Origin of the sequence: Citrobacter sp. Cpo069 (assembly GCF_030332785.1) — a bacterium.
GTDB lineage: Bacteria > Pseudomonadota > Gammaproteobacteria > Enterobacterales > Enterobacteriaceae > Citrobacter > Citrobacter portucalensis.
Genome location: NZ_JAOWHD010000046.1, coordinates 389,055 through 406,639, shown reverse-complemented (window position 1 = coordinate 406,639; position 17,585 = coordinate 389,055). Strand labels below are relative to the sequence as shown.

General features: G+C 53.3%; 13 protein-coding genes. 9 read left to right on the top strand and 4 right to left on the bottom strand.

All coding sequences use genetic code 11. From position 1 onward, the window contains the following. Positions 1 to 82: 82 nt before the first annotated feature. Positions 83 to 2,635 (top strand): peptidoglycan glycosyltransferase/peptidoglycan DD-transpeptidase MrcA, encoded by a 2,553-nt coding sequence (gene mrcA, locus OGY08_RS11495; RefSeq protein ID WP_003827669.1) that lies wholly within the window; start codon positions 83 to 85, stop codon positions 2,633 to 2,635. A gap of 105 nt (positions 2,636 to 2,740) precedes the next feature. Here the strand turns inward: mrcA and nudE are convergent, their stop codons facing one another. Continuing rightward, positions 2,741 to 3,301 (bottom strand): ADP compounds hydrolase NudE, encoded by a 561-nt coding sequence (gene nudE / locus OGY08_RS11490; RefSeq protein ID WP_003827667.1) that lies wholly within the window; start codon positions 3,299 to 3,301, stop codon positions 2,741 to 2,743. A gap of 322 nt (positions 3,302 to 3,623) precedes the next feature. Here nudE and igaA point away from each other — a divergent pair, with 322 nt between their 5' ends. From igaA to hslO, 4 genes are all read left to right on the top strand, one after another. Beyond that, a complete protein-coding gene (gene igaA / locus OGY08_RS11485) occupies positions 3,624 to 5,759 on the top strand; it encodes an intracellular growth attenuator protein IgaA (RefSeq protein WP_125362813.1) in 2,136 nt (711 codons plus the stop codon). A gap of 62 nt (positions 5,760 to 5,821) precedes the next feature. Further along, entirely contained in the window at positions 5,822 to 6,490 is a 669-nt protein-coding gene (gene yrfG, locus OGY08_RS11480) for a GMP/IMP nucleotidase (RefSeq protein WP_125362812.1), read from the top strand. A gap of 10 nt (positions 6,491 to 6,500) precedes the next feature. After that, positions 6,501 to 6,902, top strand: coding sequence for a ribosome-associated heat shock protein Hsp15 (gene hslR / locus OGY08_RS11475; RefSeq protein WP_003837900.1), 402 nt, complete (start codon positions 6,501 to 6,503; stop codon positions 6,900 to 6,902). Positions 6,903 to 6,926: 24 nt separating this feature from the next. Then, positions 6,927 to 7,805, top strand: coding sequence for an Hsp33 family molecular chaperone HslO (gene hslO / locus OGY08_RS11470; RefSeq protein WP_003023531.1), 879 nt, complete (start codon positions 6,927 to 6,929; stop codon positions 7,803 to 7,805). 109 nt (positions 7,806 to 7,914) lie between these two features. Here the strand turns inward: hslO and OGY08_RS11465 are convergent, their stop codons facing one another. Then, positions 7,915 to 9,633 carry a DUF4153 domain-containing protein gene (locus OGY08_RS11465; RefSeq protein WP_125362810.1) on the bottom strand — a complete coding sequence of 573 codons (1,719 nt, stop codon included), beginning with the start codon at positions 9,631 to 9,633 and terminating at the stop codon, positions 7,915 to 7,917. A gap of 378 nt (positions 9,634 to 10,011) precedes the next feature. Between OGY08_RS11465 and pckA the strand changes: the two genes are divergently transcribed. Beyond that, the gene (pckA, locus tag OGY08_RS11460) at positions 10,012 to 11,634 is read left to right on the top strand and encodes a phosphoenolpyruvate carboxykinase (ATP) (protein ID WP_125362809.1); all 1,623 of its coding nucleotides are present in this window, start codon (positions 10,012 to 10,014) and stop codon (positions 11,632 to 11,634) included. A 74-nt stretch (positions 11,635 to 11,708) separates the two neighbouring features. On the opposite strand, the gene envZ is transcribed toward pckA, so the two are convergent. Next, positions 11,709 to 13,061, bottom strand: a complete 1,353-nt coding sequence (envZ, locus tag OGY08_RS11455; protein WP_003827658.1) for a two-component system sensor histidine kinase EnvZ — start codon at positions 13,059 to 13,061, stop codon at positions 11,709 to 11,711. Further along, on the bottom strand, positions 13,058 to 13,777 hold the full coding sequence (ompR, locus tag OGY08_RS11450) for an osmolarity response regulator transcription factor OmpR (protein ID WP_001157751.1): 720 nt from the start codon (positions 13,775 to 13,777) through the stop codon (positions 13,058 to 13,060). The genes envZ and ompR overlap by 4 nt, the downstream gene beginning before the upstream one ends. 225 nt (positions 13,778 to 14,002) lie before the next feature. Between ompR and greB the strand changes: the two genes are divergently transcribed. The 3 genes from greB (at position 14,003) to feoA (ending at position 17,568) form a co-directional block, all read left to right on the top strand. Continuing rightward, positions 14,003 to 14,476: a transcription elongation factor GreB gene (gene greB, locus OGY08_RS11445; RefSeq protein WP_003023524.1), complete on the top strand. Its 474-nt coding sequence runs from the start codon at positions 14,003 to 14,005 to the stop codon at positions 14,474 to 14,476. A gap of 98 nt (positions 14,477 to 14,574) precedes the next feature. After that, positions 14,575 to 16,908: a Tex family protein gene (locus OGY08_RS11440; protein ID WP_286565887.1), complete on the top strand. Its 2,334-nt coding sequence runs from the start codon at positions 14,575 to 14,577 to the stop codon at positions 16,906 to 16,908. 432 nt (positions 16,909 to 17,340) lie between these two features. After that, positions 17,341 to 17,568, top strand: coding sequence for a ferrous iron transporter A (gene feoA / locus OGY08_RS11435; protein WP_003023519.1), 228 nt, complete (start codon positions 17,341 to 17,343; stop codon positions 17,566 to 17,568). Positions 17,569 to 17,585 lie beyond the last annotated feature (17 nt).

Below are 17,585 nucleotides of genomic sequence, written 5' to 3'. Positions count from 1 at the left end.
ATATCAATGCGTCTGGCTTGCCTTTATACTACCGCGCGTTTGTTTATAAACTGCCCAAATGCCACTAAATGGGAAATCTCCAGTGAAGTTCGTAAAGTATTTATTAATCCTTGCAGTATGTTGCATCCTGCTGGGAGCAGGCTCGATTTATGGCCTTTATCGCTATATCGAGCCGCAATTACCTGACGTCGCGACGCTCAAAGATGTGCGTTTACAGATCCCGATGCAGGTTTACAGCGCTGACGGCGAGCTAATCGCGCAATATGGCGAGAAACGTCGAATCCCGGTCACGCTGGATCAGATGCCGCCGGTAATGGTTAAAGCCTTTATCGCCACAGAAGACAGCCGCTTTTATGAGCACCATGGGGTAGACCCGGTGGGGATCTTCCGTGCGGCCAGCGTCGCATTGTTCTCAGGTCACGCATCGCAAGGGGCGAGTACCATTACCCAACAGTTGGCGAGAAACTTCTTCCTGAGCCCGGAACGTACGCTGATGCGTAAGATCAAAGAAGTGTTTCTGGCGATCCGCATTGAACAACTGCTGAGTAAAGATGAGATCCTCGAACTGTATCTGAACAAGATCTATCTGGGGTATCGCGCCTATGGCGTGGGTGCTGCCGCGCAGGTCTATTTCGGTAAGACGGTGGATCAACTCAGCTTAAGTGAAATTGCGGTGATTGCCGGTCTGCCAAAAGCGCCGTCAACCTTCAACCCGCTCTATTCGATGGACCGTGCAACCGCGCGACGTAACGTTGTACTATCGCGTATGTTGAGCGAAAACTACATCACGCAAGCCCAGTACGATCAGGCGCGCGGCGAGGCCATTGACGCTAACTACCACGCGCCGGAAATCGCTTTCTCTGCACCGTATCTGTCTGAAATGGTGCGCCAGGAGATGTATAACCGTTATGGCGAGAAAGCCTATGAAGACGGGTATCGCATCACCACCACCATTACGCGCAAAGTACAGCAGGCAGCTCAGCAGGCAGTACGTAACAACGTGATGGATTACGACATGCGCCACGGCTACCGCGGCCCGTCGAACGTGCTGTGGAAAGTGGGTGAAAGCAGTTGGGACAGCAAGAAAATTACCGATACGCTGAAAGCGCTGCCGACTTATGGCCCCCTGCTGCCGGCGGTTGTTACCAGCGCCAATCCACAGGAAGCCATTGCCGCGCTGGCGGATGGTACATCAGTGTCATTACGGATGGATGGTATGCGCTGGGCGCGTCCTTACCGTTCGGATACTCAACAAGGCCCAACGCCGCGTAAAGTGACCGACGTAGTACAGACTGGCCAGCAAATCTGGGTACGCCAGGTGGGAGATGCCTGGTGGCTGGCGCAAGTGCCGGACGTCAACTCCGCCCTGGTCTCCATCAATCCGCAAAACGGCGCGGTGCTGGCGCTGGTTGGTGGTTTTGACTTCAACCAGAGCAAGTTTAACCGTGCAACCCAGGCGTTACGCCAGGTGGGCTCCAACATCAAGCCATTCCTGTATACCGCCGCAATGGATAAAGGTCTGACGCTGGCGAGCATGCTCAACGACGTGCCGATCTCCCGCTGGGATGCCGGTGCTGGTTCCGACTGGCAGCCGAAGAACTCCCCACCGCAGTACGCCGGTCCTATCCGCTTACGTCAGGGGCTGGGTCAGTCGAAAAACGTAGTGATGGTACGCGCCATGCGCGCTATGGGCGTGGATTACGCGGCAGAGTATCTGCAACGTTTCGGTTTCCCGGCACAGAACATTGTGCATACCGAGTCACTGGCGCTGGGTTCGGCTTCGTTCACGCCGTTGCAGGTGGCGCGCGGTTACGCGGTGATGTCTAATGGCGGCTTCCTGGTCGATCCGTATTTCATCAGTAAGATCGAAAGCGATATGGGCGGCGTTATCTTCGAAGCGAAGCCGAAAATTGCCTGCCCGGAATGCGATATTCCGGTGATTTACGGCGATACCCAGAAATCTAATGTGCTGGAAAACAGTAACGTAGAAGATGTCGCCGTCTCGCAAGAACAGCAGAATGCCGCCGTGCCTATGCCGCAACTTGAGCAGGCAAACCAGGCTCTGGTCGCGCAAAGCGGCACACAGGAGTACGCTCCGCACGTGATCAACACGCCGCTGGCCTTCCTGATTAAAAGCGCGCTGAACACCAATATCTTTGGTGAACCAGGCTGGATGGGAACCGGTTGGCGCGCAGGTCGCGATTTACAGCGTCATGATATCGGTGGGAAAACCGGGACCACCAACAGCTCTAAAGATGCGTGGTTCTCCGGTTACGGACCAGGGGTAGTAACGTCGGTATGGATCGGCTTTGATGACCATCGCCGCAACCTTGGTCATACAACGGCTTCCGGCGCGATCAAAGACCAAATCTCCGGCTACGAAGGCGGTGCGAAGAGTGCGCAGCCTGCATGGGATGCTTACATGAAATCCGTGCTGGAAGGTGTGCCTGAACAGCCGCTGACGCCACCGCCGGGTATCGTGACGGTCAATATCGATCGCAGCACAGGACAACTGGCGAGCGGTGGCAATAGCCGCGCAGAGTACTTCATTGAAGGCACTCAGCCGACGCAACAGGCGGTGCATGAGGTGGGGACAACCATTATCGATAATGGTGAGACACACGAACTGTTCTGATCGATTGCCGGATGGCGCTTCGCTTATCCGGCCTACAATTTCGGTACAATTATTTGATCTTCCGGAATTTTGTAGGCTGGATAAGGTATCAGTTGGTAATCGTAATTAAAGCCGTCCCTGCCCTTTCAGCCATTCACGGACGAGGAACAGCGCACTGACATTACGTGCTTCATGAAAATCAGGGTCTTCCAGCAGGTCCATCAAATGCGCCAGCGGCCAGCGCACCTGCGGTAATGGCTCGGGTTCATCACCCTCCAGCGATTCAGGATATAAGTCCTCTGCCACCACGATGTTCATCTTGCTGGAGAAATAAGATGGCGCCATGCTGAGTTTCTTTAAAAACGTCAGATCTTTTGCGCCAAACCCCACCTCTTCTTTCAGCTCCCGATTCGCCGCCTCAAACACGCTTTCGCCAGGATCGATTAATCCCTTGGAAAAACCCAGTTCGTAGGACTCGGTCCCGACCGCGTATTCGCGAATAAGGATCAGATGGTCGTCAACAATCGGCACAATCATTACCGCTTCACGCGTGGATGGACGCATACGTTCATAAACGCGGCGTACGCCATTGCTGAACTCAAGGTCCACGCTTTCGACCTTAAACAGCCGGGATTGGGCGACGGTTTCCACTTTCAAAATCGTGGGTTTCTGTAATGATTTGCTCATTGTGAGGATCTTTGCTGTGAAATCTGGGGTTATTGTGCGATATACCGCACGGTTTCGGCAATGTGAATTGCCGTTTATTTACATTTATGTAACGTACTAAAAGTTAATCCCTATTTCAAATTAAAAGTCAATAGGTTGAAATAACTCCAGGAATTTGCTGATATTCCATTTTTGGTGATTTTGCTATGATTCGCATTTACTGGGCTGTACTTAAAGATGCTCAAGTTCGACTCCACACTTGCCGATAGCCAACCACAGAATCACGAATATTGAACAGGGTGCGACTGACCACGCCTGACAGACTAAGTAAGATGGGGAAAGCATGAGCACCATTCTGATTTTTTTAGCTGCTTTGCTGGCCTGCTCATTGCTTGCAGGATGGCTACTCAAATCAAAATCCAGGCAGAAAAATTTACCCTTGAGCAGCGTCTTCTCAGACGCCTCGAAACGTAAACTCACACCTGAAGAACGCAGCGCAGTCGAAAACTATCTCGAAAGCCTTAGTCAAATTCAGCAAGTACCCGGTCCAACGGGAGCCAGTGCTGCACCGGTCTCATTAACGTTGAATGCCCAAAGTAATAGCGTCATCGTGCTTACTCGTTCGATTACACGTTACGGCATTACCACCGACGATCCTAACAAATGGCGCTACTATCTTGATTCCGTTGAGGTACATCTTCCCCCTTTCTGGGAACAATACATCAACGACGAAAACAGCGTTGAGATAATCCACACCAATACGATACCGCTGGTTATCTCGTTGAACGGCCATACGCTGCAGGAATATATGCAGGAAGCGCGTGGTTATGCGTTACAGCACACCGCTTCTACCCAGGCGTCCATTCGTGGTGAAGAAAGTGAGCAGATTGAACTGCTGAATATTCGCCAGGAAACCCATGAAGAATATGCGCTCAGCCGCCCTTCGGGATTGCGCGAGGCGTTGCTGATAACCGCCTCATTCCTGCTGTTCTTTTTCTGTTTGGTTATCCCGAACACGTTTGTTCCGTGGGCAGTTGGTGGCGCGGTGTTGCTGTTAGCTGCGGGTCTGTGGGGATTGTTCGCCCCGCCGTCTAAAAGCGCTCTGCGGGAAATTCATTGTCTGCGCGGTACGCCGCGTCGCTGGGGGTTGTTTGGCGAAAACGACCAGGAACAAATTAATAATATCTCACTGGGTATTATTGATCTGATCTACCCACCTCACTGGCAACCCTACATTGCCCAAGACCTTGGCCAGCAAACGGATATCGATATTTATCTCGATCGCCACGTTGCCCGCCAGGGGCGTTTTTTATCTCTGCACGATGAAGTGAAAAACTTCCCGTTACAGCACTGGCTGCGCAACGCCGTCATCGCAGGCGGCTCATTGCTGGTACTGCTGATGCTGCTGTTTTGGATCCCGCTGGATATGCCATTAAAGGTCACGCTCTCCTGGATGAAGGGCGCGCAAACTATCGAAGCCACCAGCGTTAAACAGCTCGAAAACGCGGGCGTTCGCGTGGGTGACACGCTGCACCTGAGTGGTACGGGTATGTGTAACATTCATACCCAAGGAAGCTGGAATGCGCAGCCTGCCACGCCGTTTATGCCTTTCGATTGCTCGCAAATTATCTGGAATGACGCGCGCGCATTGCCGCTGCCTGAGTCTGACCTGGTGAATAAGGCTACCGCCCTCACGCAGGCAGTGAGCCGTCAGCTGCATCCCAAACCTGACGATGACTCTCGCGTCAGCGCATCGCTACGCTCGGCAATCCAAAAGTCCGGCATGGTGTTACTGGACGATTTTGGTGAGATTGTCCTGAAAACGGCCGATCTGTGTGCAGCCAAAGATGAATGTGTGCGCTTAAAAAATGCACTGGTTAACCTCGGTAACAGTAAAGACTGGGCCGCGCTGGTGAAGCGAGCAAACGCAGGCAAACTGGATGGCGTGAACGTGCTGCTGCGTCCGGTAAGCGCAGAGTCACTGGATAATCTGGTAAATACCTCTACGGCACCGTTTATTTCACGCGAGACTGCGCGAGCAGCCCAGGCGCTGAATAGCCCTGCCCCTGGCGGTTTCCTGATTATCAGTGATGAAGGCAGCGATCTGGTCGATCAGCCGTGGCCGACGACCTCGCTATATGACTATCCTCCCCAGGAACAGTGGAACGCCTTCCAGCGCCTGGCACAGATGCTAATGCAGACGCCGTTTCGCGCGGAGGGGATCGTCACCAATATTTCGACTGACGCCAATGGCACCCAGCACATTGGACTGCACCGTATCCCGGATCGTTCAGGATTATGGCGCTACCTTGGCACGACGCTGCTGATGTTCTCCATGCTCGGATGCGCTATCTACAACAGCATACAGGCATTCAGACGCTACCAGCGTCACCGCACCCGCATCGCGGAAATTCAGAGCTACTATGAAAGTTGTCTGAATCCAACACTGATTGACAACCCGGAAAGCCTGATTCGATAACACGCTCGCGCGACAGGATATGCTACCCTGTCGCGCATCATGTTTTCTTCTGGGGAGTTTCCATGCAGATCAATATTGCCTGGCAGGATGTCGACACCGTGTTGTTAGATATGGACGGCACGCTGCTCGACCTGGCATTCGATAACTATTTCTGGCAAAAACTGGTGCCGGAAACCTATGGCGCGAAGCAGGGTATCTCTCCTCAGGAAGCTCAGGACTATATTCGTCAGCAGTATCATGCCGTGCAGCATACGCTAAACTGGTACTGCCTGGACTACTGGAGCGAGTGCCTGGATCTGGATATTTGCGCCATGACCACGGAACAGGGACCGCGCGCCGTTTTGCGCGAAGATACCATACCGTTTCTTGATGCCTTAAAAGCCAGCGGCAAGCGCCGTATTTTGCTCACCAACGCGCATCCGCATAATCTGGCGGTGAAGCTTGAGCATACCGGTCTGGCCTCACACCTTGATTTATTACTTTCCACCCACACATTTGGTTATCCCAAAGAGGATCAGCGGTTATGGCACGCTGTGGCTGAAGAAACGGGAATGAGTGCAGAGAAGACGCTGTTTATTGACGACAGCGAACCCATTCTCGACGCCGCTGCTCTGTACGGTATTCGTTACTGCCTCGGCGTGACCAATCCCGACTCCGGCATCGCCGAAAAACAGTACGCACGCCATCCGTCACTGAATGACTACCGCCGACTGATCCCCTCACTGATGTGAAGGAGACGCCATGAAAGAAAAGCCCTCTGCTGAAGTCAGGCTGGATAAATGGCTGTGGGCTGCACGCTTTTACAAAACGCGTGCGCTAGCCCGCGAAATGGTTGAAGGCGGTAAGGTGCACTACAACGGCCAGCGCAGTAAGCCAAGCAAGATTGTCGAGCTGAACGCCACCCTCACCCTTCGCCAGGGAAATGACGAACGAACAGTCATTATCAAGGCCATCACCGAGCAGCGTCGCCCGGCAACGGAAGCCGTTACGCTGTATGAAGAAACCGCGGAAAGCGTGGAAAAACGCGAAAAAATGGCGCTGGCGCGTAAACTTAACGCGTTAACCATGCCGCACCCGGACAGACGACCGGACAAGAAAGAGCGCCGCGACCTGTTACGATTTAAACACGGCGACAGCGAGTGACTGTCACCTGCAAGAGAGATGATTATGCCGCAACATGACCAATTACATCGTTATCTGTTTGAAAACTTTGCCGTGCGCGGCGAGCTGGTGACCGTTTCGGAAACCCTGCAACAGATCCTCGAAAATCATACTTACCCGCAGCCGGTCAAAAACGTACTGGCTGAGCTGCTGGTTGCCACCAGCCTGCTCACCGCCACGCTGAAATTTGCCGGTGATATCACTGTGCAGTTGCAGGGTGATGGTCCGCTGAGCCTGGCCGTCATCAACGGCAACAACAATCAGCAGATGCGCGGTGTGGCCCGCATGCAGGGTGATATTCCTGAAGATGCCGATCTGAAAACGCTGGTGGGCAACGGTTACCTGGTGATCACCATTACCCCGGAAGAAGGCGAGCGTTATCAAGGCGTGGTCGGTCTGGAAGGTGACACGCTGGCAGCGTGTCTGGAAGATTACTTCATGCGTTCTGAACAGCTGCCGACACGCCTGTTCATCCGCACTGGCGACGTTGATGGCAAACCCGCTGCTGGCGGAATGCTGCTGCAGGTAATGCCGGCGCAAAACGCGCAGGCAGATGATTTCGATCACCTGACAGCCCTGACCGAAACCATCAAAGCCGAAGAGCTGCTGACGCTGCCGGCCAACGAAGTGCTGTGGCGCCTGTACCACGAAGAAGAGGTTACTCTCTACGATCCGCAGGACGTTGAGTTCAAATGCACCTGTTCACGCGAACGCTGCGCGGGCGCACTGAAAACGTTGCCGGACGAAGAAGTGGATAGCATTCTGGCGGAAGAAGGCGAGATCGATATGCACTGCGATTACTGCGGTAGCCACTATCTGTTTAACGCCATGGATATTGCTGAGATCCGCAGTAATGCCTCCCCTGCCGATCCCCAGGTGCATTAATCACTGTCTTGCCTGATGGCACGGCGCTTATCAGGCCTACGGAAAATCTGTCGTAGGCCTGATAAGACGTTCGCGCTGCCATCCGGCAAAAACGATGTCGGCAACACACTCATTCGGTGTAATAAGTCATCGGCAGTCTTTTGCCATCAATAGTGATATCCCGCCAGATTCTGGGGGCTGAGCCCAGTTGCTGATTCGCCACCGCCTGCAGCAATTTATCCTTAGTGAATCCTTCAGGTAGCCTGGCAACAGCTAACAAATCCCATTTGTTTTTTTGCATGCCGAAGACCAGACTCTCCCCATCGCCAAAGGCATATAACACCTGCTCAGGATGACCATCCGCATTGAGGTCCTGACTCACCAGTACGCACGCATTCTGCTCAGCACAAGAGGTGATGCGATACCCCTGTGTTTTGACAAACGCCCAGAACGCATCGTCTGGCTTCTGGCTCCCCGGAGCCATCACAACCTTCGATACTAACTGTGTTGCGGTTAGCTCTTTAACCGGATCCCGGCGCCCTTGCAGCAGAGAATTCAAGTCGCGTCTGCGTTTACTATCTTGATTAAACGCCACATCTTTTTGTAATGCTTCCAACGCTGCGCGCCCCGGTTTTCCGCTGTGATCCAACATATACAGGCTGACTTGATCCGGTTTAATTTTCCCGCTGTTATACAGCCCCATATGGCTGTTAACGCTGATGCGCCAGGCATCAATAACCGGCGATGACAGCAGAACCAACAGCCCCAATGCCAGCAACGAAACGCCAAGAATGACCGGCCCCTGAAGCTCAAGCGGATTGCGCCCGCGGCGCAAAATGCTGGCCAGATAGCCAAACGACCATACCAGAAGCACCACGACCACCAGCACGCCATACAAACGCTCAGGCGTCCAACCGTACTGCTGTATTCGGACCCACAGTGACCAACCGCCAATCAGCATATAGATGGGCGCGACAATCAGAGAGCATTTGATCAGGTAGCGTAACGCGCCAGGATAGGGTAACGCCTCTTTTTGCGGTTCACGCACGATAGCCATCAACAGCAACAGGAGCAGCGTCAGCGTTGACATCAACCCAGCCGCAGACACGCGTTGCGAAATAGCCTCCAGCCCGGTGAAGGGTAAGGTCAGTATGAACATCAGCGCCAACAGCGCGACCAGAGGTAACAGACCGGTGGCGATAAACGTCAGTAATTTTTGTACCGCCGTGACCAGACGCGACTGTGTGCGGGCCAGTACCACTGCCAGTGCGGTAATCAGACCAAAGGCCACATAGCCAAACCAGTCGGTATCAAAGAAGAGCGTGCTGAAGAAGGGAATACCGACCAGCTTAAACATCTCGCTCCATAGCAGGAGCACCAGCCAGAACAAACCGTTGGCGACAAAGACAATCAGCAACGTCAACGCATTAAGCCACAATTGCCGATAAAAATGCGGGTAACGCGCCTGCTCACGAGAGACATGAAGCGAGTACTGAATCCAGGGCAAAGCAAGCATCGCCATCAGCAGTAAGCGCCAACCGTAGAACATAAAAACTTCATGTTGCCGCCACTTATCACTGTCCTCGACTTGCCACTTTAGCCAGACGCTCATCGCCAGCACCACAACAAAGATCAGCGCCATCCAGTACCACAACGCGCGTTGTTTGAAAGAAACAACAGTAAGCAAAAGTGCCGAGGTGATCGCAATCGTCGCAGGCATGCCATAAAACAGCCAGCCGTCATTATGGGGCGCCAGATATGTCATCAGCAGATAGCATAATGTCCCCTGCAACAGGCCGATGAATATCATGCCCCAACGCGTCGTACGTGAAATTTCAGCACTATCCATGTCAGTATCCAGAATGAAGGGAAAAGCTAATTATCGCATCAACTTCACAATTTTGAGCATTGATAGAGCGATTTCAGACCACGACGACGGGAAGTGAATCGATATTGTTTATGTATAGCCCACATTCATTTCTTACGTGAATGCGATTACACTCACAAGATTCCCGCCAAAAACACTCTCCATTAACGTTTTAAGAACATTTTCCACAACAAAAAAGGGTTTCCTGCCATAATATCTGCCTCTTTGTGACAGGAGTCGCAGCGCATTCGGTCGCCCGTGATTTTCCCGGATGCGTAAATCTATGAGCCTTGTCGCGGTTAACAATCCCTAAAAAACCTTACTATTCCAGGTAATACATATTGGCTAAGGAGCAGTGAAATGCGTGTGAACAACAGTTTAACCCCGCAAGATCTCAAGGCTTATGGTATCAATGACGTTCAGGATATCGTTTACAATCCAGACTACGACACGCTTTTCCAGGAAGAACTTGATCCAAACCTGGAAGGTTATGAACGTGGCGTGTTAACGAATCTGGGCGCCGTTGCCGTTGATACCGGTATCTTTACCGGACGTTCGCCAAAGGATAAGTACATTGTCCGTGACGACACCACGCGCGACACGCTGTGGTGGTCCGACAAAGGTAAAGGTAAGAACGACAACAAACCGCTCTCCCCGGAAACCTGGCAGCATCTGAAAGGATTAGTCACCCAGCAACTTTCCGGCAAGCGCCTGTTTATCATTGATGCTTTCTGCGGCGCTAACGCCGATACCCGTCTTTCCGTGCGCTTCATTACCGAAGTTGCCTGGCAGGCGCATTTTGTCAAAAACATGTTCATCCGCCCAAGCGACGAAGAGCTGGTTGATTTCAAACCTGATTTCATCGTGATGAACGGCGCTAAATGCACCAACCCACAGTGGAAAGAGCAGGGTCTGAACTCAGAAAACTTCGTGGCTTTCAACCTGACTGAGCGTATCCAGTTGATTGGTGGTACCTGGTACGGCGGCGAAATGAAGAAAGGTATGTTCTCCGTAATGAACTACCTGCTGCCGCTGAAAGGCATTGCCTCCATGCACTGCTCAGCAAACGTTGGGGAAAAAGGCGATGTGGCAGTCTTCTTTGGCCTGTCCGGCACCGGTAAAACCACGCTGTCCACCGACCCGAAACGTCGCCTGATTGGCGATGACGAACACGGCTGGGATGACGACGGCGTGTTTAACTTCGAAGGCGGTTGCTACGCGAAGACCATCAAATTGTCTAAAGATGCCGAGCCGGAAATCTACAACGCGATCCGTCGTGACGCGCTGCTGGAAAACGTCACCGTGCGCGAAGATGGTTCCATCGATTTCGATGATGGTTCAAAAACTGAGAACACCCGCGTTTCCTACCCGATTTATCACATCGATAATATCGTTAAGCCGGTGTCAAAAGCGGGTCATGCTACCAAAGTGATCTTCCTGACCGCCGACGCATTTGGCGTGCTGCCGCCGGTTTCTCGCCTGACGGCAGACCAAACGCAGTACCACTTCCTGTCTGGCTTCACCGCCAAACTGGCCGGTACCGAACGCGGCGTCACCGAACCGACCCCAACCTTCTCTGCCTGCTTCGGCGCAGCATTCCTGACTCTGCACCCAACGCAGTACGCAGAAGTGCTGGTGAAACGTATGCAGGCGGCAGGTGCACAGGCGTATCTGGTTAACACAGGCTGGAACGGTACCGGCAAGCGTATCTCTATCAAAGATACCCGTGCGATTATCGACGCCATCCTGAACGGTTCGCTGGATGACGCGGAAACGTTCCGTCTGCCGATGTTTGACCTGGCTATCCCGACCGAGCTGCCGGGCGTGGACACCCGCATTCTCGATCCGCGTAATACCTACGCATCTCCGGAGCAGTGGCAGGAAAAAGCCAATGCACTGGCGAAACTGTTTATCGAGAACTTCGAGAAATATACCGATACCCCTGCGGGTGAAGCGCTGGTTAGCGCCGGACCGAAGCTGTAACGAAAAGTGCCGGATGGCAGTTTCGCCTTATCCGGCCTACAGCAACAAAAAGGGAGGCATTTTGCCTCCCTTTGTTATGCGTCTTTCGTGTTGCCCGGCGCGCGAGTGAAGGGAACCGGAAGCCATGCACGAATCGACAGCCCACCGCGTTCACTGGTACCAATCTCCAGCATACCGTTATGGTTATCAATAATACGCTGCACAATCGCCAGCCCCAGGCCCGTGCCGCTGGTACTGCGCGCGCTGTCGCCGCGGACAAACGGCTGGAACAGGTGCTTACGCTGCTCCGGCTTGATGCCCGGACCATCATCTTCTACCTGGAACCAGGCGCGATGCTGCTCCATTCCGCTACTGACCTTAATCCAGCCGTTGCCGTAGCGGGCGGCGTTAACCACCATATTGGCAACCGCACGCTTGATCGACAGCGGGTGCATCTTCACCTGAATGCTGCCCGGCAGCAGCGCAGTTTCGATTTCACGTTCGTAGCCGCTTTCTGCCGCCACCACTTCACCCAGCACCGAGTTCAGATCTGCCATCTCCATTGGCATCTCCTGACCGGTACGCAGGTAATCGATGAACTGCTCGATGATGGCGTTACACTCTTCGATGTCCTTATTGATGGACTCCGCAAGATAACCGTCCTCTTCGCCCATCATTTCCGTCGCCAGACGAATACGCGTCAGCGGGGTACGTAAATCGTGGCTCACGCCCGCCATTAACAGCGTACGGTCATCGGCCAGCTGCTTCACGCCCGCGGCCATATGGTTAAAGGCTCGGGTTACGGAGCGCACCTCTGAAGCGCCATACTCACGCAACGGCGGCGGAATGATACCTTTCCCCACCTGCAGCGCCGCATGTTCAAGATCCACCAATGGCCGGTTCTGGATACGGATAAACAGCCACGCCCCACCGATAGCCAGCAGCATAATCGCTAGCGTATAGCGGAACAGCGGCGAGAAGTCACCCTGATGAATTTCTGTAAGCGGCACGCGTACCCAGATATTGGGCGACAGCCAGGTTTTCAGCCACACGACCGGCGAGCTTTTGTTGACCTCAACGCGGACTTCCGTTGGGCCACCCAACTGCTGCGCCATCTGATGGCTTAAGAATTCATAGTGTTGTGCCCAACGCAGTCCGGCCTCTTCAGCAGCCTCGTTGGAATAGAGGGAAATACCCAGCTCACGATAAATTTCCCGGCGGAATGCGGGCGGCACCACCAGTTGCGTACCGTCCTCCAGTTGCAGTTTATCGGTCATCAGCATACGAACTTCGTACGCCAGGACCTTATTAAACTGCTGGAGGCTCGGCAGAATCGCGAAGTTCAGCACTACCAGGTATGTCGTCACCAGGCTGGCAAACAGCAAGGTGACGATGAGCAACAACGTGCGGGCAAACGAACTTCGTGGTGAGAAGCGCATTCGCCTCATGCTTTAGAACCGTCCGGAACAAAGACGTAGCCCAGACCCCATACGGTCTGAATGTAGCGTGGATGAGCCGGATCTTCTTCCACCATGCGGCGCAGACGGGAGATCTGGACGTCGATAGAACGTTCCATCGCAGAATATTCACGACCACGGGCGAGGTTCATCAGCTTGTCTCGCGACAGCGGCTCGCGCGGGTGGCTTACCAGCGCTTTCAGTACCGCAAATTCCCCGCTGGTGAGCGGCATCGGCTCATCTTCGCGGAACATTTCACGCGTACCGAGGTTCAGCTTGAACTTACCAAAAGCGATAACCGCTTCTTCCTGAGAAGGTGCGCCCGGCAGTTCATTCGCCTGACGACGCAGGACTGCGCGAATACGTGCCAGCAGCTCACGCGGGTTAAACGGTTTCGGGATGTAATCGTCGGCGCCGATTTCCAGCCCTACGATACGGTCAACTTCTTCACCCTTCGCTGTGACCATAATGATCGGCATCGGGTTGCTCTGGCTGCGCAGGCGACGGCAAATAGACAGGCCATCTTCTCCCGGCAGCATTAAATCCAGCACCATCAGGTGAAAGGACTCACGGGTCAGCAGACGATCCATCTGCTCAGCGTTTGCGACGCTTCGAACCTGGAAGCCCTGCTCGGTCAGATAACGCTCCAGAAGCGCACGCAAGCGCATGTCGTCATCGACCACCAGAATCTTATAGTTCTCTTGCATTGTTATTACTCCCAAAGGTTCGCAACAATTAAGTGTATATTCTTAAGAAAGCTAACGTGAGTCACCAGCGAATTCTGGTATGAATTCCAGGCTAAATTGTTACAAAGCATATTAAACAGCAGCTTAAGTATACAATGTTTCTCGCAATACATTATTTATTCTGTTGATATGCTCACGTAATACTAATTGTGCGCATCATCACAGAGTCGAAGGTAAAACAATAAGATGAAAACGCCCCTGATAACCCGTGAAGGGTATGAAAAACTTAAACAAGAGCTGAATTATCTCTGGCGTGAAGAGCGCCCGGAAGTCACCAAAAAAGTTACCTGGGCCGCAAGTCTGGGTGACCGCAGCGAAAATGCCGACTACCAGTATAATAAAAAGCGCCTGCGTGAGATCGACCGCCGCGTCCGTTATTTGACCAAGTGCATGGAGAATCTAAAAATCGTCGATTACTCCCCACAGCAGGAAGGCAAAGTCTTCTTTGGCGCATGGGTTGAGATTGAAAATGACGATGGCGACATCCGCAAATTCCGTATTGTTGGCTACGATGAGATCTTCGGTCGTAAAGATTACATCTCAATCGACTCACCAATGGCGCGGGCGCTATTGAAAAAAGAGGTCGGCGATCTCGCAGTAGTAAACACCCCAGGCGGCGAAGCCAGCTGGTACGTGAATGAGATTGAATACGTGAAGTGAGACCGGAACAATCCGAAGCCCCGGCAGATGGCTGGCATTTTTGCCAGTCAATCCGTATAACTATCCCCTGATTTTTTATCCTATAGACGAAGCTATCCATGATGAATGATTCTTTCTGCCGCATTATCGCAGGTGAAATTCAGGCTCGTGCTGAACAGGTAGAAGCTGCCGTTCGCCTGCTTGACGAAGGGAACACCGTGCCGTTTATCGCACGATATCGTAAGGAAATCACCGGCGGTCTGGACGATACGCAACTGCGTAATCTGGAAACCCGTCTGGGATATCTGCGTGAACTGGAAGACCGCCGTCAGGCAATCCTGAAATCTATCGGCGAGCAAGGCAAACTGACCGACGATCTGGCGAAAGCGATCAACGGCACGTTAAGTAAGACCGAACTCGAAGACCTCTATCTGCCGTACAAACCTAAGCGCCGCACCCGTGGGCAGATCGCCATTGAGGCCGGACTGGAGCCGCTGGCAGACCTGCTGTGGAACGAACCGTCTCACGACCCGGAAACGGAAGCCGCAAAATATCTCAACGCCGAAAACGGCGTGGCGGATACCAAAGCCGCCCTCGACGGCACGCGCTACATTCTAATGGAGCGCTTCGCTGAAGACGCTGCTCTGCTGGCGAAAGTACGTGATTATTTGTGGAAAAACGCCCACCTGGTCGCCACCGTGGTAAGCGGTAAAGAAGAGGAAGGCGCTAAGTTCCGCGACTACTTTGATCACCACGAACCGATTTCTACCGTGCCATCCCACCGTGCGCTGGCCATGTTCCGTGGCCGTAACGAAGGCGTGTTGCAACTTTCACTGAATGCCGATCCGCAATTCGATGAGCCACCAAAAGAGAGCCATGGCGAGCAGATTATCCGGGATCACCTGGGACTACGCCTGAACAATGCCCCAGCAGACAGCTGGCGTAAAGGCGTGGTTAGCTGGACCTGGCGCATCAAGGTGCTGATGCACCTCGAAACGGAGCTGATGGGTACCGTGCGCGAACGTGCGGAAGATGAAGCTATCAACGTCTTTGCCCGTAACCTGCATGACCTGCTGATGGCCGCTCCGGCCGGGCTGCGCGCCACCATGGGCCTCGATCCAGGTCTGCGTACCGGTGTAAAAGTGGCAGTGGTTGACGGTACCGGCAAGCTGGTCGCGACCGACACCATTTATCCGCATACCGGTCAGGCCGCCAAAGCCGCCGTTGCCGTTGCGGCGCTGTGTGAAAAACACAACGTTGAACTGGTGGCGATTGGTAACGGTACGGCGTCGCGCGAAACCGAGCGTTTCTTCCTCGACGTACAGAAGCAATTCCCGCAAGTGACCGCGCAGAAAGTGATCGTCAGTGAAGCCGGCGCGTCGGTTTACTCCGCATCCGAACTGGCGGCGCTGGAGTTCCCGGACCTCGACGTATCTCTGCGCGGTGCGGTGTCTATCGCCCGTCGTCTGCAGGATCCGCTGGCTGAGCTGGTGAAAATCGATCCGAAATCTATCGGCGTGGGCCAGTATCAGCACGACGTAAGCCAGACTCAGTTGGCGCGTAAGCTGGATGCGGTGGTGGAAGACTGCGTGAACGCCGTCGGCGTCGATCTGAATACCGCCTCCGTACCGCTGCTGACCCGTGTTGCTGGTCTGACGCGCATGATGGCGCAGAATATCGTTGCCTGGCGTGATGAGAACGGTCAATTCCAGAACCGTCAGCAACTGTTAAAAGTCAGCCGTCTTGGGCCTAAAGCCTTTGAACAGTGCGCGGGCTTCCTGCGTATCAACCACGGCGATAACCCGCTGGATGCCTCAACCGTTCACCCGGAAGCTTATCCGGTTGTGGAACGCATTCTGGCCGCCACCGAGCAATCGTTGCGTGACCTAATGGGTAACAGCAGCGAACTGCGTAATCTGAAAGCCGCTGATTTTACCGACGAACGCTTCGGGGTGCCGACCGTCACCGACATCATCAAAGAGCTGGAAAAACCGGGCCGCGATCCGCGTCCTGAATTTAAAACCGCGCAGTTTGCCGATGGTGTAGAAACCATGAACGATCTGCTGCCGGGAATGATTCTGGAAGGGGCAGTCACCAACGTCACCAACTTCGGCGCGTTTGTTGATATCGGCGTTCATCAGGATGGTCTGGTGCATATCTCTTCGCTGTCGAATAAGTTCGTCGAAGATCCGCACACCGTGGTGAAAGCAGGAGACATTGTGAAGGTGAAAGTGCTGGAAGTGGACCTGCAACGTAAGCGTATCGCGCTGACCATGCGTCTGGACGAGCAGCCGGGTGAAACCAATGCGCGTCGCGGCGGCGGGAATAACGATCGCGCTCAGGGTAATCGCCCGGCACCAAAAGCGGCGAAACCGCGTGGCCGTGACGCACAGCCTGCAGGCAACAGCGCGATGATGGATGCGTTGGCGGCGGCGATGGGTAAAAAACGCTAAGTTTAAACCCTGTGCCGGATGGTGGTGTAAACGCCCTGTCCGGCCAGGTTATCGCCATTAATTTGCAGGCCGGATAAGACGCATGAGCGTCGTCATCCGGCATATTTAATCTATGCCCCGCGTTGCACCACAATATATTTATCACTTCATTAACAGATGAAACCTTAATTAAACATTAAGATCCCCAATAATTACTTCCGCGAATCACTCGTTTCCAACCAGAATAAATATTGAGGAATATCAAAATTGGCTCAAATTATTATCCAATTGTACATTCCGTCACATTTATTCTATTGATGATAGAAACCATTCTCATTATCATTGATTTGTTGATTATTTACTCTTTCCTTACGTTGGCTAATCATCTGGTCTCATGCCGCCCTGTCGCCCCATGAGGTTATCATCCAGTTAGCGAGATATAAGTAGGTCCCTATGCAATTCACTCCTGACAGTGCGTGGAAAATTACCGGTTTTGCCCGTGAAATCAGCCCGGCTTATCGTCAGAAACTGTTGTCACTTGGCATGCTACCCGGCTCATCCTTCAACGTGGTACGCGTCGCCCCGCTCGGCGATCCTATCCATATCGAAACGCGTCGCGTAAGTCTGGTATTGCGTAAGAAGGATCTGGCGTTATTAGAAGTGGAAGCGGTTTCCTGTTAATACAGTGAGTCTATAAA

Excerpts from the sequence above, each read along its gene's own strand:
- nudE (WP_003827667.1), bottom strand. The coding sequence starts at position 3,301 with ATGAGCAAATCATTACAGAAACCCACGATTTTGAAAGTGGAAACCGTC.
- igaA (WP_125362813.1), top strand. The coding sequence starts at position 3,624 with ATGAGCACCATTCTGATTTTTTTAGCTGCTTTGCTGGCCTGCTCATTG.
- yrfG (WP_125362812.1), top strand. The coding sequence starts at position 5,822 with ATGCAGATCAATATTGCCTGGCAGGATGTCGACACCGTGTTGTTAGAT.
- hslR (WP_003837900.1), top strand. The coding sequence starts at position 6,501 with ATGAAAGAAAAGCCCTCTGCTGAAGTCAGGCTGGATAAATGGCTGTGG.
- hslO (WP_003023531.1), top strand. The coding sequence starts at position 6,927 with ATGCCGCAACATGACCAATTACATCGTTATCTGTTTGAAAACTTTGCC.
- OGY08_RS11465 (WP_125362810.1), bottom strand. The coding sequence starts at position 9,633 with ATGGATAGTGCTGAAATTTCACGTACGACGCGTTGGGGCATGATATTC.
- pckA (WP_125362809.1), top strand. The coding sequence starts at position 10,012 with ATGCGTGTGAACAACAGTTTAACCCCGCAAGATCTCAAGGCTTATGGT.
- envZ (WP_003827658.1), bottom strand. The coding sequence starts at position 13,061 with ATGAGGCGAATGCGCTTCTCACCACGAAGTTCGTTTGCCCGCACGTTG.
- ompR (WP_001157751.1), bottom strand. The coding sequence starts at position 13,777 with ATGCAAGAGAACTATAAGATTCTGGTGGTCGATGACGACATGCGCTTG.
- greB (WP_003023524.1), top strand. The coding sequence starts at position 14,003 with ATGAAAACGCCCCTGATAACCCGTGAAGGGTATGAAAAACTTAAACAA.
- OGY08_RS11440 (WP_286565887.1), top strand. The coding sequence starts at position 14,575 with ATGATGAATGATTCTTTCTGCCGCATTATCGCAGGTGAAATTCAGGCT.
- feoA (WP_003023519.1), top strand. The coding sequence starts at position 17,341 with ATGCAATTCACTCCTGACAGTGCGTGGAAAATTACCGGTTTTGCCCGT.